This window comes from Pseudomonas oplopanacis (assembly GCF_057128725.1).
The window spans coordinates 501,885-525,303 of record NZ_JBSKHV010000003.1; the positions used below are offsets into that span (position 1 = coordinate 501,885).

The 23,419-nt window shown below is 60.5% G+C and carries 18 protein-coding genes; 4 read left to right on the plus strand and 14 right to left on the minus strand.

Annotated elements, in window-relative coordinates:
* From ACWKV5_RS10160 to ACWKV5_RS10225, 14 genes are all read right to left on the minus strand, one after another.
* The gene (locus ACWKV5_RS10160) at nucleotides 1–597 is read right to left on the minus strand and encodes a MarC family protein (RefSeq protein WP_483841160.1); all 597 of its coding nucleotides are present in this window, start codon (nucleotides 595–597) and stop codon (nucleotides 1–3) included.
* 63 nt (nucleotides 598–660) lie between these two features.
* On the minus strand, nucleotides 661–3,438 hold the full coding sequence (locus ACWKV5_RS10165; protein ID WP_483841161.1) for a hybrid sensor histidine kinase/response regulator: 2,778 nt from the start codon (nucleotides 3,436–3,438) through the stop codon (nucleotides 661–663).
* A 100-nt stretch (nucleotides 3,439–3,538) separates the two neighbouring features.
* Nucleotides 3,539–4,834 carry a phosphoribosylamine--glycine ligase gene (gene purD, locus ACWKV5_RS10170; protein ID WP_483841162.1) on the minus strand — a complete coding sequence of 432 codons (1,296 nt, stop codon included), beginning with the start codon at nucleotides 4,832–4,834 and terminating at the stop codon, nucleotides 3,539–3,541.
* Between the two features lie 188 nt (nucleotides 4,835–5,022).
* On the minus strand, nucleotides 5,023–6,630 hold the full coding sequence (gene purH / locus ACWKV5_RS10175; protein WP_483841163.1) for a bifunctional phosphoribosylaminoimidazolecarboxamide formyltransferase/IMP cyclohydrolase: 1,608 nt from the start codon (nucleotides 6,628–6,630) through the stop codon (nucleotides 5,023–5,025).
* Nucleotides 6,631–6,711: 81 nt separating this feature from the next.
* Complete coding sequence (gene fis / locus ACWKV5_RS10180) at nucleotides 6,712–7,032, minus strand: DNA-binding transcriptional regulator Fis (protein ID WP_007907419.1); 321 nt, start codon at nucleotides 7,030–7,032, stop codon at nucleotides 6,712–6,714.
* Nucleotides 7,029–8,039 carry a tRNA dihydrouridine synthase DusB gene (gene dusB / locus ACWKV5_RS10185; protein ID WP_027921902.1) on the minus strand — a complete coding sequence of 337 codons (1,011 nt, stop codon included), beginning with the start codon at nucleotides 8,037–8,039 and terminating at the stop codon, nucleotides 7,029–7,031. Before dusB ends, fis begins: the two co-directional genes overlap by 4 nt.
* A gap of 185 nt (nucleotides 8,040–8,224) precedes the next feature.
* Nucleotides 8,225–9,442 carry a DUF3426 domain-containing protein gene (locus tag ACWKV5_RS10190; protein ID WP_483841164.1) on the minus strand — a complete coding sequence of 406 codons (1,218 nt, stop codon included), beginning with the start codon at nucleotides 9,440–9,442 and terminating at the stop codon, nucleotides 8,225–8,227.
* Between the two features lie 30 nt (nucleotides 9,443–9,472).
* Nucleotides 9,473–10,351, minus strand: coding sequence for a 50S ribosomal protein L11 methyltransferase (gene prmA, locus ACWKV5_RS10195; protein ID WP_483841165.1), 879 nt, complete (start codon nucleotides 10,349–10,351; stop codon nucleotides 9,473–9,475).
* Nucleotides 10,352–10,630: 279 nt separating this feature from the next.
* On the minus strand, nucleotides 10,631–11,989 hold the full coding sequence (gene accC, locus ACWKV5_RS10200) for an acetyl-CoA carboxylase biotin carboxylase subunit (RefSeq protein ID WP_483841166.1): 1,359 nt from the start codon (nucleotides 11,987–11,989) through the stop codon (nucleotides 10,631–10,633).
* 17 nt (nucleotides 11,990–12,006) lie between these two features.
* Entirely contained in the window at nucleotides 12,007–12,468 is a 462-nt protein-coding gene (accB, locus tag ACWKV5_RS10205) for an acetyl-CoA carboxylase biotin carboxyl carrier protein (protein WP_483841167.1), read from the minus strand.
* A gap of 24 nt (nucleotides 12,469–12,492) precedes the next feature.
* Entirely contained in the window at nucleotides 12,493–12,948 is a 456-nt protein-coding gene (gene aroQ / locus ACWKV5_RS10210; RefSeq protein WP_007947649.1) for a type II 3-dehydroquinate dehydratase, read from the minus strand.
* A gap of 131 nt (nucleotides 12,949–13,079) precedes the next feature.
* Nucleotides 13,080–14,825 carry a protein-disulfide reductase DsbD gene (locus ACWKV5_RS10215; protein ID WP_483841168.1) on the minus strand — a complete coding sequence of 582 codons (1,746 nt, stop codon included), beginning with the start codon at nucleotides 14,823–14,825 and terminating at the stop codon, nucleotides 13,080–13,082.
* Nucleotides 14,826–14,988: 163 nt separating this feature from the next.
* Complete coding sequence (locus tag ACWKV5_RS10220) at nucleotides 14,989–16,935, minus strand: methyl-accepting chemotaxis protein (RefSeq protein ID WP_483841169.1); 1,947 nt, start codon at nucleotides 16,933–16,935, stop codon at nucleotides 14,989–14,991.
* Between the two features lie 52 nt (nucleotides 16,936–16,987).
* Nucleotides 16,988–18,658: a diguanylate cyclase gene (locus tag ACWKV5_RS10225; RefSeq protein ID WP_483841170.1), complete on the minus strand. Its 1,671-nt coding sequence runs from the start codon at nucleotides 18,656–18,658 to the stop codon at nucleotides 16,988–16,990.
* A 286-nt stretch (nucleotides 18,659–18,944) separates the two neighbouring features.
* Here ACWKV5_RS10225 and ACWKV5_RS10230 point away from each other — a divergent pair, with 286 nt between their 5' ends.
* From ACWKV5_RS10230 to speA, 4 genes are all read left to right on the plus strand, one after another.
* Nucleotides 18,945–20,012, plus strand: coding sequence for a DUF2333 family protein (locus ACWKV5_RS10230; RefSeq protein ID WP_123435973.1), 1,068 nt, complete (start codon nucleotides 18,945–18,947; stop codon nucleotides 20,010–20,012).
* A 3-nt stretch (nucleotides 20,013–20,015) separates the two neighbouring features.
* Nucleotides 20,016–20,573, plus strand: coding sequence for an NUDIX hydrolase (locus ACWKV5_RS10235; RefSeq protein WP_483841171.1), 558 nt, complete (start codon nucleotides 20,016–20,018; stop codon nucleotides 20,571–20,573).
* A 177-nt stretch (nucleotides 20,574–20,750) separates the two neighbouring features.
* Nucleotides 20,751–21,122, plus strand: a complete 372-nt coding sequence (locus ACWKV5_RS10240; RefSeq protein ID WP_008031278.1) for a translation initiation factor Sui1 — start codon at nucleotides 20,751–20,753, stop codon at nucleotides 21,120–21,122.
* A 219-nt stretch (nucleotides 21,123–21,341) separates the two neighbouring features.
* The gene (speA, locus tag ACWKV5_RS10245; protein WP_483841172.1) at nucleotides 21,342–23,255 is read left to right on the plus strand and encodes an arginine decarboxylase; all 1,914 of its coding nucleotides are present in this window, start codon (nucleotides 21,342–21,344) and stop codon (nucleotides 23,253–23,255) included.
* Nucleotides 23,256–23,419: the final 164 nt, after the last annotated feature.

Sequence of the window (23,419 nt, forward strand, 5' to 3'; positions counted from 1 at the left end):
TCAGGGAACCAGGTAGCCTTTCACCCCGGTAAAGATGATTTGCGCGGCCAGTGCGCAGACGAACAACCCCATTAACCGGCTGACGATCTGCAATCCCTGGTCACCGAGAATTCGCTCGATGTGGTTGGACAGATAAAGCACGACACCCACGGTAAAACTGGCCAGGGTAATACTGAGAATGGCCGTGAGCTTGTCATCCCAATGCGGTTGGCCGATGCCCATCACCAGCAATGCACCGATGGTGCCGGGGCCGACCGTCAAGGGAATGGTCAGCGGGACAATGGTCACGTCCTGCTGCACGTTGTCGGTTTGCACCGCCGGCTTGCCTTGGGCCATGCCCAGCGCCGAGATGAACAGCACGCTGCCGGCCCCGATGCGGAATGCGTCCACGGTAATGCCGAACACACTGAAAATCACCCGCCCGAACAGGTACAGCAAGACGCTGGACACCAACGTGGCAAGCGCCACTTTCCAGGCCAGGCGTCGTTGTTCCTTGCGCGAGTAGCCGCGAGTCAAGCTGATGAAACAGGACAACACGAAGAACGGGCTGTAGAGCACCAGCATCTTCAGGTAAACGCTGAACAACACTTGGAGCATGGTGCAAGCTCACTGGCTAGGGACGTCGAAGGGAGTCTATCAGGCGTTGCGGAGTCTGTCGGCTCAGGACGGTTGCACCGTGGCCCGGTTCTGCTGATCACGCTCGGCAACCCAATGCTCGATCAGGTCACGCAATTGCGACAGCTCGACGGGCTTGGCCATGTGCCCGTCCATCCCGGCCTGGCGCGCACGCTCTTTGTGCTCGGCAAGGATATGCGCGGTCAACGCCACCACGGGAGTGCGTGTTCGTTGATTGCCGACTTCCCAGGCGCGCAGTTGCTGGGTGGCGGAGAAGCCATCGAGGATCGGCATTTCACAGTCCATCAACACCAGGTCGTAGCGCTGGGCTTTCATGGCTTGCAAGGCTTCTTCGCCATTGCTGGCGGTGTCCGGTTGCAGGTTGAGCTTGCCGAGCATGCCGCGAATCACCTTGGTCGAGATCGTGTTGTCTTCGGCCACGAGGATGCGGAAGTCGCTCGGAACCTTTACCGGAAGTGCCGGGCTGGTCGACAGGTGATGCGAAGCGGCCGGGCCTTTGTTGCGTTGATTCAGCTCGTCCGCGAGGGTGGTCTTGAGGGTGTAGCCGGCCACGGGTTTGGCGAGGATGCGTTTGATCCCGGAGTTGCGCGCAATGATCTTGCTCGGGGCATTGCTGATGCCGGTCAGCATGATCAGCAGAATGTCGTGATTGAGGCTTGGGTCTTCCTTGATCTTGGCTGCCAGTTGCATGCCGGTCATGCCGGGCATGTTCTGGTCCAGCAGGACCACGTCGAAGTAGTCGCGCAAATGCGCCTTGGTGCGCAGCAACGCCAGGGCTTCCTTGCCGGACGGCACGGCGCTGACGTTCAGGCCCCAGGCGCTGCACTGCTGCACCAGCACTTTGCGGCAGGTGTCGTTATCGTCCACCACCAGTACGCGCGCACCTTGCAGCGGGCCATCGAGGTCAGAGGTCGGGTGTTCTAGCCGGTCCGGGTCCAGTGGCAGCGTCAGCCATAAAGTACTGCCCTGGTTGGCGCCGGTCTTGATACCGAACTCGCCCTGCATCAGACGGATCAGCTGACGCGCGATCACCAGTCCCAGATTGCCGCCCAGACTCGTCGCCGAGAGGAAGTGTTTGCTGTGCAGTTCGGCGTGCATCAGGGCATCGCGCTCTTCGGCTTCCATCGGCACACCGCTGTCCTGCACGGCAATGCGCAGGCGTGGTTTGACACTGCGCTCATCAAGGGCGACGACGATCAGGATCTCGCCTTCTTCGGTCTTCTTCAGTGCGTTTTCCAGCAGGCTGAGCAGGGTCTGGCGCAGGCGTGTCGGGTCACCGCTGATGACGCGCGGCACCTGTGGCTGAATAAAGCTGATCAGTTCGACATTCTGCTGCTCGGCCTTGGCGCGGAAGATACTGAGGCAGTCTTCAATCAAGGCGTTGAGGTCGAACTGCACATCGTCCAGTTCGATCTGCCCTGACTCGAGCTTGGAGATGTCGAGGATCTCGTTGATGAGCGTCAGCAGTTCGTTGCCGGCGCTATGAATGGTTTGTACGTAGTCGCGTTGCTTGACCGACAGTGGCGTGCCCAACAGCAGCTCGGTCATGCCCAGCACGCCATTCATGGGGGTACGGATTTCATGGCTGATTTTCGCCAGGAATTCGGCCTTGGCGTTGATCTCGGCGTTGCTGGCGGCCAGGTCGCGGCTGATGCTGAAGCGATCTTCGGTGATGCTGCGCTGACGTTCACTCAGGGCAATGCTCATCAGCAGGCCACTGATGCAGATGAACACCAGAAGGGTAGTGATCAGGCCTTGCGGCGCGACCTGGGTCAGTCCCAGCAGTGCGGGCAATATGATCAGCGTGCCGATGTTGAACACCACCATCGCCGCGACGAAAAAGCGCGCCGGGCGATAACCCTTTTGCCAGTGATAGGCGCTGACGAACAACATGCTCAGGCCTGCCAGGGCTACCAGGGCGTAGGTGATAATGTTCAGCGGCAGGGTGTTGACGAACAACAGCAGCAGGCCGCAGACGACGATGAACAGAATGTCCGCCAGCAGCAATTTGTTCAGCGCGTGAGGGCCAAGCGGGGCAAAGAAGCGCCAGGCGAGCATCAAGCCGCTCGGCGCTGTCAGCAATAACGCGATGTAGGCGCCCGGCGTCTGGATGGCGTGCCAGTTCGGTAACCAGGGCCCGGCCAGGTTCAGCAGAAGCAGCAGGCTGAGCATCAACAACCCTTCACACCAGGCCAGCCAAAGGCTGCTGCGCGAGCGTGTGTAGGCGTAGCGGACGAAGTTGTGCAGGATCAGCATGCAAAGGCAACCGAACAGCAATCCGTAGATCAGCGTCTGGTTCTGACTGGCCGCAGTCATGACCGCCGATTGCAGGGTGATATATGGCCGCAGCTGATGGTCGGAGACCAGTCGCACGTAGACGTCGAGGGGCGTGTCACTTTGCGGCAGCGGCAACATGAACTCGCTGCTGGGCAGGGGGCGGTCAGCCTGGGGCTGCCCGGTGCCGGTCTGCACTTGATCGATCAGCTTGTCGCCGTCGAGGACAAACAGTTTGAGCGACGACAGGTCGGGGGCGAACACCCGCAGCAATTGTTCATGCTTGCCGGGGGCCAGCCTGAAGCGTAGCCATAACGCGCCATCGGGCTCGGCCGCATTGAGGCGATCAAGTTCGATGGGACTGAATTGGTTGGTGTAGCGAGCGGAACGGATGTCGCTGAGCTGCAGATCGCCCTGTTCGTCGAGCAATACTGCCCAGCCACTGCCTTGCGCGGCCTGGGCCGGGAGCATGCAGAGCAAGGTCAGTAGAGTGACGGTAAGGCTTATGGCGATCCTGAGCCAGCGCACGGCGAAATCCCTTCGTAGGTTGATGCCAGATTATAACGATGCGCAGTGCCGGAATAGTGGGGCAAGGACCAGCGGCCCTTGCCCGGCCAAATGAATGGCCTTACTCCTGGCTTTCGCCACGTTCACGGGCAATGGCACGGTAGCCAATGTCCTTGCGGTAGAAACAGCCTTCCCAGTCAATTTTTGCTGCCAGTTTGTAAGCTTGCTGCTGAGCCGCATCGACGCTGGCGCCCATGGCAGTGGCGCAGAGCACCCGACCACCGGCCGTCACCACTTGACCGTCCTTGAGTGCAGTACCGGCGTGGAAGACTTTGCCTTCCAGTGCCGCGGCTGCATCCAGACCATCGATGGCCACGCCTTTGGCGTAGTCACCCGGATAACCGCCAGCGGCCAACACGATGCCGACGCTCGGACGTGGATCCCATTGCGCTTCGACCTTGTCGAGCGCTTGCGCCAGAGCCGCTTCGACCAGCAATACCAGGCTCGACTGCAGACGCAGCATTACCGGTTGGGTCTCAGGATCGCCGAAACGGCAGTTGAACTCGATGACTTTTGGGTTACCAGCCTTGTCGATCATCAGGCCGGCGTACAGGAAGCCAGTGTAGACGTTGCCTTCCTCGGCCATGCCGCGAACGGTCGGCCAGATCACCAGGTCCATGACCCGTTGGTGCACTTGGGCAGTCACGACCGGGGCAGGGGAGTAAGCGCCCATGCCGCCGGTGTTCGGGCCGGTGTCGCCGTCGCCGACGCGTTTGTGGTCCTGGCTGGTGGCCATTGGCAGCACGTTCTTGCCGTCGACCATGACGATGAAGCTGGCTTCTTCGCCGTCGAGGAATTCTTCGATCACTACGCGCGAACCGGCATCACCGAACGCATTGCCCGCAAGCATGTCGCGCACGGCGTCTTCGGCTTCGGCCAGGGTCATGGCAACGATCACGCCTTTACCAGCGGCCAGGCCATCGGCCTTGATCACGATCGGTGCGCCTTTTTCACGCAGATAAGCCAGGGCTGGCTCGATCTCGGTGAAGTTCTGGTAGTCGGCGGTCGGGATCTTGTGACGCGCGAGGAAGTCCTTGGTGAAGGCTTTCGAACCTTCCAGCTGGGCAGCGCCAGCGGTCGGACCGAAGCAATCCAGGCCACGGCTGCGGAAAAGATCGACGACGCCGGCCACCAGTGGTACTTCCGGACCGACGATAGTCAGGGAAACGTTTTTCTCGGCAAAGTCTGCCAGCTGTTCGAGAGCCAGCACGTCGATGGCGACGTTTTCGCACTTGGCTTCGATGGCGGTGCCGGCGTTGCCGGGTGCCACGAAGACTTTCTGCACGCGCGGATCCTGAGCCACTTTCCAGGCCAGTGCGTGTTCACGGCCACCGCTGCCAATGATCAAAACATTCATTTCAAAAACCTCGGATGACGCTAATTCTGTTTTAGAACCTAAAGCGCTTTACGCTGTAGGAGGTCGCATTGAAGTCGGTAGATGCAAGGCGGAGGCTACCTTGATGAGCGGAGTTGCTTTTGGCAATGAGCATCATCAAGGTAGCCTCCAACGCAGCAGATGCCGGCTTCAGTGCGGCCGTTGTCTGATTAGTGACGGAAGTGGCGCATGCCGGTGAATACCATGGCGATGCCGGCTTCGTCAGCAGCAGCAATCACTTCTGCATCGCGCATCGAGCCACCTGGCTGGATCACCGCAGTGATACCGACCTTGGCCGCATTGTCCAGGCCGTCACGGAACGGGAAGAACGCGTCCGATGCCATCACAGAGCCGGCTACCTGCAAACCAGCGTGTTCAGCCTTGATCGCAGCGATACGCGCCGAGTTCACACGGCTCATCTGGCCGGCGCCGACACCGATGGTCTGACGGTTCTTGGCGTAGACGATGGCGTTGGACTTCACGTACTTGGCGACTTTCCAGGCGAAGATCAGGTCGTTGATTTCCTGTTCGGTCGGGGCGCGCTTGGTCACGACTTTCAGGTCATCGGCGCCGATCATGCCGATGTCGCGGCTCTGCACCAGCAGGCCACCGTTGACGCGCTTGTAATCCCAGGCAGCGGCGCGATCAGCCGACCACTCGCCGCAGGCCAGCAGGCGCACGTTGGCCTTGGCAGCAACGATGGCGCGGGCTTCTTCGCTCACGCTTGGGGCGATGATCACTTCGACGAACTGACGCTCGACGATGGCCTTGGCCGTTTCAGCATCCAGCTCGCGGTTGAAGGCGATGATGCCGCCGAACGCCGATTCGGTGTCGGTGGCGTAGGCCAGTTCGTAGGCCTGGCGGATACCGCCTTCGGCGTCCGGGCTCACGGCCACGCCGCACGGGTTGGCGTGCTTGACGATCACGCAGGCTGGCTTGACGAAGCTCTTCACGCATTCCAGCGCGGCGTCGGTGTCGGCCACGTTGTTGTACGACAGCTCTTTGCCTTGCAGTTGGGTCGCGGTGGCGATGCCGACTTCGGCAGGCTTGGCTTCCACGTAGAACGCCGCGCTCTGGTGCGGGTTCTCGCCGTAGCGCATTTCCTGGGCCTTGACGAACTGGCTGTTGAAGGTGCGCGGGAACTCGCTGCGACCTTCGGTGCTGAGGGTGTCAGCCGCCTGGTTCACAGTGCCCATGTAGTTGGCGATCATGCCGTCATAGGCGGCGGTGTGTTCGAAGGCCTTGAGCATCAGGTCGAAACGCTGAGCGTAGGTCAGGCCGCCGGCCTTGAGGCTTTCGAGGACGCTGGCGTAGTCGCTGGCATTCACCACGATGGCCACGTCTTTGTGGTTCTTGGCAGCAGAGCGGACCATGGTCGGGCCGCCGATGTCGATGTTCTCGATCGCGGTCGGCAGGTCGCAGCCTGGCTTGTTGATGGTCGCTTCGAACGGGTACAGGTTGACCGCCACCAGATCGATCGGCTTGATGCCGTGCTCGTTCATGATCGCGTCGTCGATACCGCGACGACCGAGGATCCCGCCGTGGATTTTCGGGTGCAGGGTTTTCACCCGACCGTCCATCATTTCTGCGAAACCGGTGTAATCCGCGACTTCCACTGCGGCAACGCCGTTGTCACGCAGCAGCTTGAACGTCCCGCCGGTAGAGAGGATCTCGACGCCCAGGGCTTCAAGCTCTTTGGCGAATTCGAGGATCCCGGTCTTGTCGGAAACGCTGATCAAGGCGCGGCGGATCGGCAGGCGGGTAGTCTGGTCGGTCATTTCAATTTCCATCAAAAGCAAAGGAGTCAGCAAAAAAGGCGACCGTTTTTACGCGGGCGCCTTTCTGGTTTGATTGAATGCTTACAGCAAATCGTACTGCTTGAGTTTCTTGCGCAGCGTGCCCCGGTTGAGTCCGAGCAGCTCGCTGGCCTTCGTCTGGTTGCCCTTGACGTAGTTCATCACGCACTCGAGCAGGGGAGCCTCGACTTCGGAGAGCACCAGGTTGTACACATCCGTGACGGCAGCGCCTTCAAGGTGGGCGAAATAATTGTGCAGCGCCTTCTCGACACTCCCGCGAAGGGTCTGACCTTCTTCGCTGGGCGTATTGAGGTGCTGTTTCAAATTCACGTTGTCGCTCACGGGTGTTGTTCCACTCACTAAAGTCTCGGTCATCATCGTCATGCGGCCACCCCTTCTCCGTCCCCTGTCAGGCTCTTGTAACGTTCGGCGAAGAAGCCCTGAACGTTGGCGCATTGTGCTTCCGTATCTTCCAAACGATTGAAGTGGGCGCGAAACTCCCTGGCGCCCGGCAAGGTTGCGAGATACCAGCCCACATGCTTTCGAGCGATCCGCACACCCATGACATCGCCATAGAAGACGTGCAGGGCAGCCAGATGCTCTAGCAGAATGCGTTCCACCTCGATCAATTCCAGCGCCGGGAGCTTCTCGCCGGTACGCAGGAAATGGTCGATCTCGCGAAAAATCCATGGCCGCCCCTGGGCAGCCCGGCCTACCAACAAGCCATCGGCACCGGTCGCGTCGAGCACGTAACGGGCCTTCTCTGGCGAATCGATATCGCCGTTGGCAAAGACCGGCATCGACACCGCCTGCTTGATCGCGGCAATGGTGTCGTACTCGGCTTCACCGGTGTAGAGGTCGGCACGGGTGCGGCCATGGACCGCCAACGCCGTAATGCCGGCCTGCTCGGCGATCTTCGCCACCGTCAAACCATTCTTGTTGTCCCGGTCCCAGCCGGTACGGATCTTCAGGGTTACCGGCACATCAACCGCAGCCACGACGGCCTGCAGGATCTCGGTGACCAATGCTTCATCCTTCAACAGCGCAGAACCGGCAGCCTTGTTACAGACCTTCTTCGCCGGGCAGCCCATGTTGATATCAATAATCTGCGCACCCAGCTCGACGTTGGCCCGGGCCGCGTCCGCCAGCATCTGTGCATCACCACCGGCGATCTGTACCGAGCGTGGCTCGGGATCACCTTCGTGGATCATGCGCATCCGCGACTTGCGGGTGTTCCACAAACTCATGTCGCTGGTGACCATTTCCGAGACTACTAGCCCCGCGCCCAATCGCTTGCACAGCTGACGAAAGGGTTGGTCGGTGACTCCCGCCATCGGGGCGAGAATCAAGCCGTTTTGCAATGTGTATGGACCGATGCGTACCGCCGACATAGGACTTCCCTGTTGTGGGGCCGGATCATTAGAGTTCGAAAAAGGGTTGGCATGATACCCGCTCTCGATGACTGGATAAAGGCTGAATTGAACAAAATCTGAACAGTTATTCTGTTATTGCCAGCAGTTTGGTTCGGACGGTCCCAGTCAGAAATCTGCCGCCAAGCCTGTAACGGTGAACCGTTTCACTCGGGGGAGTGGAAGCTCAGGCTGTAGTTCACCGCTTTGGCGCCCGGGTCGAGAATATCCAGCGCGATGTGGATCGGCGTTTGCGGGGGCATTTCCGCCATGCCTTCGAGGTCGCCGTTGAGGTACTCGCCGGGTTTGAAGCGACGGCTGGCAATCAAGTGGCCATTGAGGTCGGCAAAACGCAGTTCCAGCAGCGGGAAGGGCTGCGAGAACGGGGCGCGGTTGTAGATGATCGCGTCGACCACCAGTGCGCCACTGAACTCCGGATGGCTGCGGACCACCAGGTTGCTGCTCTTGATTTTCGCAATGTCGACTTTGGAGGGCACCGTGCAGCCGACTTGCGGGCACAGTTGCTGGAACCAGGGGCGGTATTGGTCCTGACGGGCCAGCTCGTCGAAATGGTACGCAATGTATTGACCAGCCAGCGCCGCGGCGCCGAGCAAGACCAGTAGCAGCCAGAACAACCGCCGGCCCCAAGGGGAACGGCGCTTTTGCCAGTCCAGTTGCAGCGGATCGTCGGTAAGGTCCTGCAATACCTCGGCGCGCACGCCCGGTTCACTGCGCTCGCGACGTTTGCGCAACGGTTCGATCGACGGCAGGTCATCGTCGAGCGCCTCGGTTGCCGACAGGCGTTCGTGGTGGAGCGGGGCATCGAGTGGGTCGTGCAGGCGCAGATGAGGCACCTGGGGTTCATCATCCAGATCAACCGGCTCCAGCGAAAACGAAGGCTCGGTGCGTTCGTGGTTGTCCGGTTCGGGTTCTGTTTCCGGTTGTTCGGTTTCTACCGGTTGAGCGCGGTCTGCGGCCGATTCGCTGAAGAGGCTGTCGGACCACTGTTCTTCTTCGTGTTCGTTAGCGTCGCGCCGGGCGCTGAGGCCGTCTTCGCGGTGCCGGCCAAACTCCTTGGTCGGCTGGATCTCCCGCTGTTCAAGCCGGGCGAGCTCTTCGTCCAGGTCCAGGCTGTCCAGGTCCAGTTCGGAGGCGGTCCATTGCTTTTGGCTGATCGCGCGTGGCGCTGGCGGTTCTACGATGGCCGGGGTAACCGGCGTGACAGCGTCCTTGCCGGCCCGTTGCTCAAGCAACTGCTTGGCCGCGTTGAACACTTGCAAGCACGAGCCGCAACGAACCACTCCGCGTGCCACGCTCAACTGGGCATGGCTGACGCGGAAGCTGGTTTGGCAATGCGGGCACTGGGTGACGAAGCTGTCGGTCATGCGGCGATCCGGTTTATGCAGGCGTTCATTCTAGCGCCGACGGCCGGTGATGCGCACCCAGCCATCGCGATTGGCAATCGGGTCCAGATCGAAGTCCTGAGCGTAGGCGGCGGCAACGTCTTCGCCTTGTTCGGCGAGGATCCCGGACAGCGCCAGGCGACCACCCGGCTTGACCAGACTGGACAGCTGCGGAGCCAGGGAAACCAGTGGGCCGGCAAGGATGTTGGCGACCAGAACGTCGGCCTTCACCTGTGGCAGGTCTTCAGGCAAGTACAGCGGGAACAGCGCTTCGTCGATGTTGTTGCGTCCGGCGTTGTCGCGGGAGGCTTCCAGTGCCTGCACGTCGATGTCGGTGCCGACGGCTTCCTTGGCGCCCAGCAGCAGGGCGGCAATTGCCAGAATCCCCGAGCCGCAGCCAAAGTCCAGCACGTTGCAACCTTTCAGGTCCTGACCGTCGAGCCATTCCAGGCACAGCGCGGTGGTCGGGTGGGTGCCGGTGCCGAACGCCAGGCCCGGATCCAGCAGAATGTTCACAGCGTCGGGTTCAGGGGCGGCGTGCCAGCTCGGGACAATCCACAGGCGCTGACCGAAACGCATCGGCTGGAAATCGTCCATCCAGCTGCGTTCCCAATCCTGGTCTTCGATCACTTCGCTGTGATGCTCGGGCAGTGGGCTGCCGGTCAGCAGCTCAAGGTGGGCCAATACGCTGGCAGCTTCGGTGCCGCCCTCGAACAGGGCCAGCAGGTGCGTGTGCGACCACAGCGGCGTGGTGTTGAGTTCCGGCTCGAAGATCGGCTGATCTTCGGCGTCCATGAAGGTCACCGACACGGCGCCCACTTCAAGGAAAGCGTCTTCGTAGGTTTCGGCTTGTTCTGGGCTGATGGCGAGACGGACTTGCAGCCAAGGCATGGCGGGCACCTTTGAAAAATATTGATTGCAGCCTAGCGGGCTGCGAGAAGCGCGCAAGTTTACGCGAGCGCGGAGGTTTTGTGGGAGTCGCTTGGTCTCGCAGTTCCCTGTGGGAGCAGCCTGCTCGCGAAAGCGGTGGGTCAGTCTCTTCTAATGTTGGGATGTGACATAGCCTTCGCGAGCAGGCTCGCTCCCACAAGGGGGCATGGTGTTCGGCGGGATGAAATCTCCAGAAACAACAAAGCCGCCCGAAGGCGGCTTTGTTGATCGGGTCGAAGCTTAGTGCTTCTCGCCTGCCAGCTTGTGCTCGAGGTAGTGAATGTTCACGCCCCCTTTGCAGAAGCCTTCATCACGGACCAGATCGCGGTGCAGCGGGATGTTGGTCTTGATCCCGTCGACAACGATTTCGTCCAGCGCATTGCGCATGCGCGCCATGGCTTCGTCACGGGTTGCGCCGTAGGTGATCAGCTTGCCGATCAACGAATCGTAGTTCGGCGGAACGGCATAACCACTGTACAGGTGCGAATCGACGCGAACGCCGTTGCCGCCTGGTGCGTGGAAATGCTTGACCGTGCCCGGGCTCGGCATGAATGTTTTCGGGTCTTCGGCGTTGATTCGGCATTCCAGGGCGTGACCGCGGATCACCACGTCGTCCTGGGTGTACGACAACTTGTTGCCAGCGGCGATGCTGAGCATCTCCTTGACGATGTCGATGCCGGTGACCATCTCCGAAACCGGGTGCTCTACCTGGACACGAGTGTTCATCTCGATGAAGTAGAAGTGGCCGTTCTCGTAAAGGAACTCGAAGGTGCCGGCGCCACGGTAGCCGATGTCGATGCACGCCTTGACGCAGCGAGCGAGGACTTCAGCGCGAGCCTTCTCGTCGATGCCCGGTGCCGGCGCTTCTTCGAGAACTTTCTGGTGACGACGTTGCAGCGAGCAATCGCGGTCGCCCAGATGGATGGCGTGGCCCTGGCCGTCGGAAAGCACCTGGACTTCCACGTGACGTGGGTTGGTCAGGAATTTTTCCAGATAGACCATCGGGTTGCCAAACGCCGCGCCAGCTTCGGTGCGGGTCAGTTTGGCGAAGGAGATCAGGTCTTCTTCTTTATGCACAACGCGCATACCGCGACCACCGCCGCCGCCAGCGGCCTTGATGATCACCGGATAACCGACTTCGCGACCGATGCGCAGAGCGGTTTCTTCGTCTTCAGGCAGCGGGCCGTCGGAGCCCGGAACGGTTGGAACGCCCGCAGCGATCATGGCGTGCTTGGCCGATACCTTGTCGCCCATCAGGCGAATGGTGTCGGCTTTCGGGCCAATGAAAGCGAAGCCGGAGTTCTCGACCTGTTCAGCGAAATCAGCGTTTTCCGCAAGGAAACCGTAACCTGGGTGAATGGCGGTAGCGCCGGTCACTTCAGCTGCGGCGATGATTGCCGGAATGTGCAGGTAAGAGTGCGCGGCCGAGGCCGGACCGATGCAGACGGACTCGTCTGCCAGGCCCAGGTGCATCAGTTCTTTGTCAGCCTTGGAGTAAACGGCGACAGTCTTGATGCCCATCTCTTTGCAGGCCCGCAGGATCCGCAGGGCAATCTCACCGCGGTTGGCGATCAGAACTTTTTCCAACTTCGCAGTCATCAAAGTTTCTCCGCGGTTCAAACGATGGTGAACAGCGGTTGGTCGTACTCAACCGGCTGGCCGTCTTCGACGAGGATGGATTCGATCACACCGCTGGTTTCAGCTTCGATGTGGTTCATCATCTTCATGGCTTCGACGATGCACAGGGTGTCGCCTTTCTTCACGGTCTGGCCAACTTCAACGAACGAAGGCGAGGATGGCGAAGATTTGCGATAGAAGGTGCCGACCATCGGCGAACGGGCAACGGTGCCGTTCAGGACAGGTGCGGACGGTGCTGCAGGTGCCGCGGCGGCAGCCGGAGCTGCGGCAACCGGCGCGGGTGCCGGAGCGTGCATTGGCGCAGGTGCGTAGTATTGCTGAGCCGGCGTCTTGCTGTGACGGCTGATGCGAACGGACTCTTCGCCTTCCTTGATCTCGAGCTCGTCGATACCGGACTCTTCCAGCAATTCGATCAGTTTCTTAACTTTACGGATATCCATGAATCATCAACTCCCAAGGGTCGGTCAGGGGCGTATAGCTTGTTGTTCAAGCTGCTCTAGTGCAGCCTCCAAGGCCAGTCGGTAACCGCTGGCGCCAAGGCCGCAGATCACTCCCACCGCTACGTCGGAGAAGTAAGAGTGATGGCGGAAAGGTTCGCGTTTGTGCACGTTGGACAAATGCACTTCGATGAATGGGATGCTCACCGCCAGCAGCGCGTCACGTAATGCGACACTTGTGTGTGTAAAAGCTGCTGGATTGATCAGAATGAAGTCCACACCCTCGCCACGCGCGGCGTGAATGCGGTCGATCAATTCGTACTCGGCGTTGCTTTGCAGGTGCAGCAGATGATGGCCGGCTTCACGGGCGCGGCGTTCCAGGTCCTGGTTGATCTGCGCCAGTGTCGTAGCGCCGTAGGTGCCCGGTTCACGGGTGCCGAGCAAGTTCAGGTTGGGGCCGTGCAGCACCAATAGGGTCGCCATCTGCTGTTCCTTGTTATCTGTGTGCAAGTGTCAGAACCCGGCGACTATGCCGCAAAGCCTTTGTGACTGTCCAGTTCTATGCAATAGCCAGCACGATAGCCGATGTTTGCGCGAAATATGTGACCGGCTGATTAAATCCGGTCATTTGCCTTCGCAACACGTTCGGCGAAGTCCTTGGCATTGATCTCGCCGATCACTCGCACATCGGCACGTTCAGCCCCGTCCTTGCCGAAAAACATCAAGGCCGGAGGGCCGAACAGTTTGTATCGGTCGAGCAGGGCGCGTTGTTCGGCATTGCTGGCGGTGATATCGAAACGAACCAGTCGATAACCTTGCAGGCGTTCCATGACGTTGGCGTCGTTGAGCACTTCGTGTTCGATGACTTTGCAGCTGATGCACCAGTCGGCGTACCAGTCGAGCAGCAGCGGGGTGGCGGAAGATTGAGCCTCGGCGAGCACGCGATCCAGTTCTGCGGGCGTGCTGATGGTTTGCCAGTCATCGGTGGTTTGCGGTTGGCTGCTACTGGCCGCGACGGGCGTTCGAGCGAGGGGGTTCAGCAGGTCGCCCTGGCCGCTGAAGGCGCCGTACCAGCAGGCCATGGCGTAAAACAGCAGAAACAGGCCGAGCAGTTGTGCCAGGCGTTTTCGAGGGGGTTTGTAAACGAACTCCAACGCGCCAAGAAAAAGGCCGACCCCGCCCCACAGCAAGCCCACCAGGACCAGCGTCATCGGCGCGGGTATCACGCGGCTCAGCAGGCCAATGGCGGTGCCCAGCAGCAGGACGCCGATGATGTTTTTGACCATGACCATCCACGGGCCGCTTTTCGGCAGCAGGGCGGCACCACCGGTCGCCACCAGGATCAGCGGCAGGCCCATGCCGAGGCCGAGCACGAACAGTTTCAGTGCGCCCCCCAATGCATCGCCGCTGGCGCTGATGTACAGCAGGGCACCGGCCAATGGCGCGGACACGCAAGGCGAAACGATCAGGCTCGATACCGTCCCGAGGACTGCCGCGCCCCACAGCGAACCACCTTGAGTGCGGCCGGCAATGCGATGCAGGTGATTGTTGATGAACTGCGGCAGTTTCAGTTCAAAGATGCCGAACATCGCCAGTGCAAATACGGCAAAAAACATTGCAAATGGCACCAGCACCCAAGCCGATTGCAGCCGTGCCTGGAGATTAAGCTGTGCACCGAACATGCCCATCAAGGCGCCGAGCAAGGCAAAGCAGACGGCCATTGGCAGCACATAGGCCAGCGACAGATTGAAACCCCGCAGCCCGCCGACCTGATCGCGCAACACCACGCCGGAAAGGATCGGTAACATCGGCAGCACGCACGGCGTGAAGGTCAAGCCCAGGCCGGCGAGAAAGAACAGGGCGAGTTCGCGCCAGCTCCAGTTTTGCGCCGGGGCCTGAGCGCCGATGCCATCAATGCTCAGGCGTTCGGTTTCCGGTGGATAGCACAGGCCTTTGTCGGCGCAACCCTGATAGGTCACGGCCAGGGTGAACGCGCGCGGATCGGTGCGCGGCAGCTCGACCTCGATGATCCCGTGATACACCTCGACATCGCCGAAGTACTCGTCGTGCTTCTGCTCGCCCTTGGGCAGTTGGGCGGCGCCCAGGCTTATCTCGGCCGGGTCAGCCCGAAACTGGAAACGATGGCGATAGAGGTAATACCCCTCGGTGGCGACGAAACGTAGCTTGATCGATTGCGGCGTGCTGTCTACCAGGCTCAGTTGAAAGGCTTCGCGCACCGGCAGGAAGTCGGCGCTGTTGTTGATCGAGCCCAGGGTGGAGCTGGGCCGGGTGTCCAGCAACCCGGCGGCGTTGGCCGGCAGGGCGAGCACTAAAAGCAGCAGGCAGAGCAAACGGCGCATGACAATCTCGCGTATCGGAATTGGGGGCATGATAGCGGACGGCGGGCGGGTGTGCAGGGCGGGGCGTTCGGTGGTGTTTGTGCCGACGCCTTCGCGAGCAGGCTCGCTCCCACAGGGGAATGCATATCCCTGTGGGAGCGAGCCTGCTCGCGAAGGCAATTTGTCAGACGCGGAAAGCCTGAACGGCCGTACGCAGTCGCCCGCCCAGCACCAACAGGTTCTCCCCTTGCTCACGCCCTTCACCAATGCGCAGCAAGTTATCCCCGCCCAATTGGTGAATGCGCTCACTGTGGTCGCGAATCTCACTGACCGCACCGCTCTGCTGGGCGGTGACATCGGCGATGCGCACGGCCGTGTCGGCAATGGTCTGGATCGCGCCGACGATTTTGTCCAGCGCACCATCCGCCGCCTGCGCCTGATTGGCCGTGGCTTCGGCGTGTTCCACCTGTGCGCGCATGCCCTCTACCGATTGACGTGCGGCGGTTTGCAGGCCGGCGATCAGCGTCTGGATCTCTGCCGTAGCGCCTGCGGTGCGTTGCGCCAGTGAGCGAACCTCTTCCGCCACCACCGCAAACCCGCGACCCATCTCGCCGGCGCGGGCCGCCTCGATGGCGGCGTTCAAGGCCAACAAGTTGGTCTGGTCGGCAATCGAGCGGATCACCGTCAGCACGCCGCCGATGGTCGCCGACTCTTCCGCCAGGTGCTCGATCATCTGCGCGTTGCCCTGTACCTCACCCACCAGCGCATGCAGGCCGGTCAGGCTCAGGCCGATGACCTTCTGGCCGTGTTCAACGGCCAGACCAGCATGGCGACTGGCGTCCGCGGCCTGGCTGGCATCGCCGGCAACTTGCTGAATGGTCGCCTCCAGTTCACCGAGGGAGTCGCGGATCAGGGCCGTGTCGCCTGCTTGATGTTCGGCACCGCTGTGCAGGTCATTGCTCAAATCGGCGAGGGTTCGGCTGCTGCCGGCGACTTGCTCGGCGTTGAGACGAATGGTCCCGACCAGATCCACCAGGTAGGCGCGCAAGCGATTGAGCGACGCCTGGATGTCATGCAATTCGCGATTGGTGTTGCCCAGTTCGATGTCGCGGCTGAAGTCGCCTTCGGCCCAGGTGGACAGGGCCGGCGCGAGGTTGGTCAGGGTTCGGGCCAGGCGTCGTTGCAGGGTATCGATGAGCAAGGCGATCAGCAGGATCAACCCGATCATCACGCCTTGCATCAAGCGCACTTCGCCCTGGATCTGTCCGTGCTGGGCGCGGACCACCGGTTCGAGCCCGGCAATCGCTTGTTGCACGTCGGCGATTTTCAGGTGCGTGGCGGCGCTGAGGTCAGTGCGTTTCTGAATCTGGTCACGGGTGCGCGACAGCTCGGCCGGGTAGCGCGTCAGCAGGCTGTTGAGTTCACGCTTGAGGCCGACACCGGCGTCTTCCGCAGCGGCTTTCTCGTTGTTCTCCAGCCCCATCATCGAGGCAAAATCATCGGTGCTGGATTCGGTCTTGGCGGCGACGCCGAGCAGTGGCAAGCCGCTCAACAGTTCTGCCTGAGTACGGATGTTGGCGACTTCGCGCTCGACGTCGGCGGCCAGTTCGCTGCGGCCGCTGCTGACCAGTTTGTCCCGGGCCAGCGACAGTTTGCCCAGGTGTTGAGAGGCGGCGAGCAGTGGCGTCAGGTAGGCCGCGTCAGCGCTGGCGTACTGGCTGAGCTGGTCGAGGCTGGCGCCGAGTTCGCGTTCGGCTTGCAGCAGCAGCGCCTGCGGATCACCCGCGAGTTTGCCGGCGGCCAACAGATCGGTTTTGCTGAACTCATCCAGCGTCGACAGGCTCGGGCGCAAGGTGTCGGCCAGGGCCGGTGGCAACTCGCCCAGCTCTTTTTGCAAGACATCAATCGCCTGGCTGGCGCTGCTCAGGCGCAGGGCATCGCCACTGGCGAGGTAGTCCTCGATGTTGCGCGCGACTTCATTCTGAAATTGCTGGGACAGCCCCAGGTAGCGCTCCATCAGCAGATAGGGACGCTCCAAGGCCTTTTGCGACCACCACAGCGTGGCGCCAAGGGCCACGCAGACGGCGACTAAAAGGAGAGTATTGAGATTGGTCAGCAACTTCAGGCGCATGGCGGATCTACCAACGGCAGAATGGTAAGCGCCTGAATTTATTGCGTTTGTGTTACAGGGTTATGACCGAATCGGTGAATTCCGATGAAAAAGTGGCACTTTGCTGTGACGTTCGCGCCGCCTGAACACGATTTCGTCCGGCGTCCTTGGCGCGATAGAGCGCCTCGTCTGCCTGACTGGCCATCATCAGGCTGTCGGAGTGCTCGCACAACTCAACCACACCGGCACTGAACGTGCACCACAGGTCTTGTGGCTGGGCCGGATAGTGAATTTCGGCAAAGCGCTGACGAATTTCATCCAGCACGGCGTAGGCCGATGCGAGGTCGGTGTCCGGCATCACGATCGCAAACTCTTCACCGCCATAGCGGCCGATGAAGTCGGTCTTGCGCAGGCGTTGCTTCAAAAACAGCGCCAGGCTCTTGATCACCCGGTCGCCCATGGGGTGGCCGTGGCTGTCGTTGACCCGTTTGAAGTGGTCGATGTCGAGCATCGCAAAGCTCAGCGGCTTGTTCTCGCGGCGAGAGCGGAAACTGCAGTCTTCAAGCAATTGCAGAATGTGCGTGTGGTTGTACAAACCGGTCAGGCTGTCGCGGACCATCCGGGCTTTCAGGTTGCGTGCCCGTGCCGCGCGGTTGCGCACGGTGGTGATCAGGTGGCGCGGCTTGATCGGCTTGGTCAGGAAGTCGTCGCCGCCTTCGCTCATGGCGTCGAGTTGCTTGTCCAGATCGTCTTCGGCCGACAGGTAAATGATCGGGACGCTGACGTAACGGTCGTTGTGACGGATCACCTTGGCCAGTTCCGTACCGGTGCAGGTCGGCATGTACATGTCGAGGATGATCAGGTCTGGCTGAAAGTCCGACAGTTCGGCCATGGCCTGAATCGGATCGATCAACGTGCGCGTGACGATCCCGGCGCTATTGAGCAGGCGTTCGGTGTGCAGGGCCTGGGCGCGGGAGTCGTCGATGATCAGCACTTTATAAGGCTCGTACTGCGCGACGCAGGTCAGGACTTCGATTTTCTCCAGCAGGCTCGAAGCCTCCAGGGTGCCAGTGAGAAACTCCTGGCCACCGGCGCGCACGGCGGCGAGGCGGGTCGGGGTGTCGGTTTCATGCAGGCTGAAGAACAACAGCGGCAGGCGATGATCGAGACCTTCCTGAGCTTCGGCAGCCAGTTTCAGGCCGATACCGGCGCCACTGAAGTCCACGTCCATGACGATTGCCGCCGGCAAGCGCTCGACCATCGAGGAACGGAATGCGGCAACGCTGTCGAGGGATTGGGCGCTGAGCCCGAAAAATTCCAGTTGCTTGGCCAGGCGCTCGGCGCGGTCGTGATCCTGCAACATCACGTAGATCGGCTTGCGCAACGGCGGCAGGAAGGTTTGCTCGTACTGATCGCCATGGCGCAGGCCGGTACGCGACAAGCGCTGCATCAAGCGATTGAGGTCGGTGATCAGCCCACTGCTCAGGCGTCCGCGATTGGCGTCGACAGCCTCCAGCGACTGGCCGATGTGACGTGCCAGTTGAGTATGTTCCGGTTGTTCGAAGCGCTCGGCAAACCGCAGCAGGCGCAAGTTGGCCTCGCTCAGTTCCGATAAGTCGGTGGTGGACCACTCACTGCGTTGCAGGCGCTGCCAGATCTCAAGAATTTGACGTGCCTGATGAATTACCCGCTGGGCAAAGTGGTGCTTGAGGCGCTCACGGCTGGGGTCTTCTGGCTCGGTCATATCCTGACTACTAGTTAGGGTAAAAGCTGAGATCGACTGGTGGCTCTATGCTAGCACCTCTTTGCAATTGCACGAGTGTCGTACGTCAATAATCTGTAATGCGGCCTCATTCAGTTTATGACCGGTCGGTCGGATAGGCTCAAGGCGTGTGCTTCCTTTATAGTGACGCCTCGACGATGCAATCCTGGCTCACGGCAGCGCGCCGATTATTACGCGGCAAAACGAGGCACGATGGCGTAGGGTTGTGGTCGAACCGATGAACTCAAGTGATTGAAAGGATATCGCCATGCTGGACTGGAAGAACCGCGCGGGCAGCGCCCCTGAACGTGCCGCTGAACCGAAGTCGGCCACCCGCAGTTATATCGGCGGCCTGCTGTTCAGCCGGGCGCTGGCCACCTTGATCGGTCTTTACTTGCTGGTGGCGATTGCCCTGGGTTGGTATTGGAGCGAGGAGCCCGCGCTGTTTCCGGTCCAGCAAAATGCCCAGATCGCTGCCGAAAAAGAAGGTAAGCAGATGGTCGTCGGCTACACCACGGTGGAAACCCTCAAGACCGTCGCCGGTACGTTGCTGACCAAGCCGGGTGGCTATATTTCCAACGACCGTTTCCCGCCGGGCCTGTGGATGGACAACATGCCAAGCTGGGAATATGGCGTGCTGGTTCAGGTTCGCGACCTGAGCCGCGCACTGCGTAAAGACTTCGCCCGTTCCCAGTCGCAATCGGCCGAAGACGCCGACCTGGCCAAGGCCGAACCTCGTTTCAACTTCGACAACAAGAGCTGGGTGCTGCCTTCCAGTGAGTCCGAGTATCAGGAAGGCATCAATTCCCTGAGCCGCTATCAGGCGCGTTTGTCCGATCCTAACCAGAAAAGCGCACTGTTCTATGCCCGCGCCGACAACCTGAACAACTGGCTCGGTGACGTCGGTACCCGCCTGGGTTCGCTGTCGCAACGCCTGTCGGCCAGCGTTGGCCGGGTCAAACTCAACACTTCGCTGAAAACCGAAGTTCTCGCGCCAGGGCAAGTGCCACAGGTTGACGAAGAAATCGTCGAAACCCCGTGGATGCAGATCGACAACGTGTTCTACGAAGCTCGCGGCCAGGCCTGGGCGCTCTCGCACTTGTTGCGCGCCATCGAAGTCGACTTCGCCGACGTATTGGCCAAGAAAAACGCCACGGTCAGCGTGCGCCAGATCATTCGTGAGCTGGAAGCATCACAAGAACCGGTCTGGAGCCCGATGATCCTCAACGGCAGCGGCTTCGGTGTGCTGGCCAACCACTCGCTGGTCATGGCCAACTACATTTCCCGGGCCAACGCCGCAGTGATCGATCTGCGTCAATTGCTCAATCAAGGCTGAGTCATGGTTGATAACGCCAAAGAGGTCGCTCATCGGGCGGCCTCGGATGCCGAACAGATCGCCTGGGTCGACGAGCAGGACAACCTGCTTGGCGCCTTGGTCCGTTCCGACTTGCGCGAGCGCGGGCTGATCGGGCGCGGCACCTACATCATGTTGTTCAATTGCGCCGGTGAACTCTGTGTGCATCGCCGAACCCTGAGCAAAGCCATTTATCCGGGGTACTGGGACGTGGCGGCGGGGGGCATGGTGCTCGCCAGCGAAACCTACGCCGAGTCAGCCGCCCGCGAGCTGGAGGAAGAGCTGGGCGTGAGCGGGGTGGAACTGACCGCCCACGATCACTTCTTCTTTGAAGACACCGGCAACCGGCTCTGGTGTTCGGCGTTTTCGGCGGTCTGGGACGGGCCATTGATTCTGCAGCCTGAAGAGGTGCTTGAAGCGCGCTTCATGCCCATCGATCAGGTCATGCTGGAAATCGAGCAAAAGCCTTATTGCCCGGACTCTCTGGCGGCGTTGAAGCGCTATCTGCGCGCGCAACGGGATGGCGTCGCAAAAGAGCTATAAATTGGCGCCGATTGGCTCTTAGCAAGTCGGCTTTTTGCCGTTACACTGCGCGACCTTTTCAAGCTGAACCGGCATGCCTGGTTCAGTAGCGCTGCCCCTGCCTGAGTGGGGCTTCGCGGTCGATGGCGGCTTCCCAAGTCGCCGCGACCAGTCTTTGTCCTCCCAAGAGGATTGCCGGTGGCCAAAAAAGCCGCATCCTTCGCCGCCCTTGGTGGCCTGGTATTTTCCACCGACGCAGGTCGTCATTGCCCGGATTGCAGTAAACCGGTGGACGCCTGTATCTGCAAACAGACCGTTATCCCTGCCGGCGACGGCATCGCTCGCGTGCGTCGCGAAAGCAAGGGCCGTGGCGGCAAGACGGTGACCACCATCACCGGCGTGCCGTTGGCCGAAGACGCGCTCAAGGATCTGGCCACCACGTTGAAGAAGCGTTGTGGCACAGGCGGAGCGTTGAAAGACGGGATCATTGAAATCCAGGGCGATCATGTCGAGCTACTCTTGGGCGAGCTGATCAAACTCGGTTTCAAAGCGAAGAAGTCCGGCGGCTAGCAGCCTCTGTGAAAACCACCCTCGGCTTGATCCAGTCCTGACAGCGGGTCTGGCGTCGCCAACATGGTTTTCACAGAGCCTGTTCTGACCGGTTTCTAAACTCAAACCTGAATGTGCGGTCTATCGCCCTTGCATGCAGGCTAATCGTCATTTTCATTCTTTAGACTGCGCCGGCCTGAACCCAGGCGACGCTCTATGACTTCTTTATAGGGGACTTCAATGTCCGTACGACGCACACGCAAAGACGATGGCAGCCAATGGACAGTTGCGGACAGCCGCAGTGTTTACGGGATTCGCCATTGGGGGGCCGGGTATTTCGCGATCAATGACGCCGGTCGCGTCGAAGTTCGTCCGAACGGTCCGACCAGTTCGCCTATTGATCTGTTCGAGCAAGTCGACCAACTGCGCAAAAGCGGTTTGTCCTTGCCATTGCTGGTGCGTTTCCCGGATATCCTGCAAGACCGCGTGCGTCAGCTGACCGGCGCCTTCGATGCAAACATCGAGCGTCTGGAATACCAGAGCAAGTACACCGCGCTGTACCCGATCAAGGTTAACCAGCAAGAAGCGGTGATCGAAAACATCATCGCTACCCAGGATGTCTCCATCGGTCTGGAAGCCGGCTCCAAGCCAGAGTTGCTGGCCGTGCTGGCGCTGGCGCCGAAGGGCGGCACCATCGTTTGCAACGGTTACAAGGACCGCGAATTCATTCGTCTGGCGCTGATGGGCCAGAAACTGGGTCACAACGTCTTTATCGTGATCGAGAAAGAATCCGAAGTCGGCCTGGTGATCGAAGAAGCGGCGTCGCTGAAGGTCAAGCCTCAGGTCGGCCTGCGCGTGCGTCTGTCGTCCCTGGCCTCGTCCAAATGGGCGGACACCGGCGGCGAGAAATCCAAATTCGGTCTGTCGGCGGCGCAGTTGCTGTCGGTGGTCGAGCGTTTCCGTGCCGCTGGCCTGGATCAGGGCATTCGCCTGCTGCACTTCCACATGGGCTCGCAGATCGCCAACCTGGCGGACTACCAGCACGGTTTCAAGGAAGCGATCCGTTACTACGGCGAACTGCGCAACCTCGGCCTGCCGGTGGATCACATCGACGTGGGCGGTGGTCTGGGCGTGGACTACGACGGTACGCATTCGCGTAACGCCAGTTCGATCAACTACGACATGGACGATTACGCCGGTGTCGTGGTCGGGATGCTCAAGGAGTTCTGCGACGCGCAGAACCTGCCGCACCCGAACATCTTCTCTGAAAGCGGCCGCTCCCTGACCGCTCACCACGCCATGTTGGTGGTGCAGGTGACCGACGTCGAGAAACACAACGACGACGTACCGCAGATCGACAGCAAGGAAGAACTGCCGGAAACCGTGCAGTGGCTGGTTGACCTGCTGGGTCCGACCGACATCGAGATGGTCACCGAAACCTACTGGCGCGCGACGCACTACATGAGCGACGTGGCCACCCAGTATGCCGATGGCAAGCTGACCCTGGCGCAAAAAGCCCTGGCCGAGCAATGCTACTTCGCCGTATGCCGTCGCCTGCACAACTCGTTGAAAGCCCGTCAGCGTTCGCACCGCCAGGTGCTCGACGAACTCAACGACAAGCTGGCCGACAAGTACATCTGCAACTTCTCGGTGTTCCAGAGCCTGCCGGACACCTGGGCCATCGGCCAGGTGCTGCCGATCCTGCCGCTGCACCGTCTCGACGAAGAGCCGCTGCGCCGCGCCGTGCTGCAAGACCTGACCTGCGACTCTGACGGCAAGATCAAGCAATACGTCGACGAGCAGAGCATCGAAACCAGCCTGCCGGTGCATGCGCTGAATGACGGTGAAGACTACCTGCTGGGTATCTTCCTGGTCGGCGCTTACCAGGAAATCCTCGGCGACATGCACAATCTGTTCGGTGACACCGATTCGGTGAACATCTACCAGAACGCCGACGGCAGCGTGTACCACGCGGGTATCGAAACCCACGACACCATCGAAGACATGCTGCGTTATGTACACTTGTCGCCGGAAGAGTTGATGACCCACTACCGCGACAAGTGCGCCAGTGCCCGCATCACCGCTGCCGAGCGCACCCAGTTCCTCGACGCTCTGCGCCTGGGCCTGACCCGTTCGTCTTACCTGTCTTCTTAAGGCAGGTCACTGCTCTCATCAGGTTGTCTGAAAATATTCCGCATGCTGCGGAAATTTCAGATGACCTGGTGCGACGCGTCTTTATTTTCGTGCGAAATGACTCACATACACGTCTATCCCTGCGATGTGGTCCTCTTTTCGCGTAGGTCATTTCCTAAGTTGTA

Coding starts and splice junctions, on each gene's coding strand:
- ACWKV5_RS10160 (WP_483841160.1), bottom strand. CDS start 597: ATGCTCCAAGTGTTGTTCAGCGTTTACCTGAAGATGCTGGTGCTCTAC.
- purD (WP_483841162.1), bottom strand. CDS start 4,834: ATGAATGTTTTGATCATTGGCAGCGGTGGCCGTGAACACGCACTGGCC.
- purH (WP_483841163.1), bottom strand. CDS start 6,630: ATGACCGACCAGACTACCCGCCTGCCGATCCGCCGCGCCTTGATCAGC.
- fis (WP_007907419.1), bottom strand. CDS start 7,032: ATGACGATGATGACCGAGACTTTAGTGAGTGGAACAACACCCGTGAGC.
- dusB (WP_027921902.1), bottom strand. CDS start 8,039: ATGTCGGCGGTACGCATCGGTCCATACACATTGCAAAACGGCTTGATT.
- ACWKV5_RS10190 (WP_483841164.1), bottom strand. CDS start 9,442: ATGACCGACAGCTTCGTCACCCAGTGCCCGCATTGCCAAACCAGCTTC.
- prmA (WP_483841165.1), bottom strand. CDS start 10,351: ATGCCTTGGCTGCAAGTCCGTCTCGCCATCAGCCCAGAACAAGCCGAA.
- accC (WP_483841166.1), bottom strand. CDS start 11,989: ATGACTGCGAAGTTGGAAAAAGTTCTGATCGCCAACCGCGGTGAGATT.
- accB (WP_483841167.1), bottom strand. CDS start 12,468: ATGGATATCCGTAAAGTTAAGAAACTGATCGAATTGCTGGAAGAGTCC.
- aroQ (WP_007947649.1), bottom strand. CDS start 12,948: ATGGCGACCCTATTGGTGCTGCACGGCCCCAACCTGAACTTGCTCGGC.
- ACWKV5_RS10215 (WP_483841168.1), bottom strand. CDS start 14,825: ATGCGCCGTTTGCTCTGCCTGCTGCTTTTAGTGCTCGCCCTGCCGGCC.
- ACWKV5_RS10220 (WP_483841169.1), bottom strand. CDS start 16,935: ATGCGCCTGAAGTTGCTGACCAATCTCAATACTCTCCTTTTAGTCGCC.
- ACWKV5_RS10225 (WP_483841170.1), bottom strand. CDS start 18,658: ATGACCGAGCCAGAAGACCCCAGCCGTGAGCGCCTCAAGCACCACTTT.
- ACWKV5_RS10230 (WP_123435973.1), top strand. CDS start 18,945: ATGCTGGACTGGAAGAACCGCGCGGGCAGCGCCCCTGAACGTGCCGCT.
- ACWKV5_RS10235 (WP_483841171.1), top strand. CDS start 20,016: ATGGTTGATAACGCCAAAGAGGTCGCTCATCGGGCGGCCTCGGATGCC.
- speA (WP_483841172.1), top strand. CDS start 21,342: ATGTCCGTACGACGCACACGCAAAGACGATGGCAGCCAATGGACAGTT.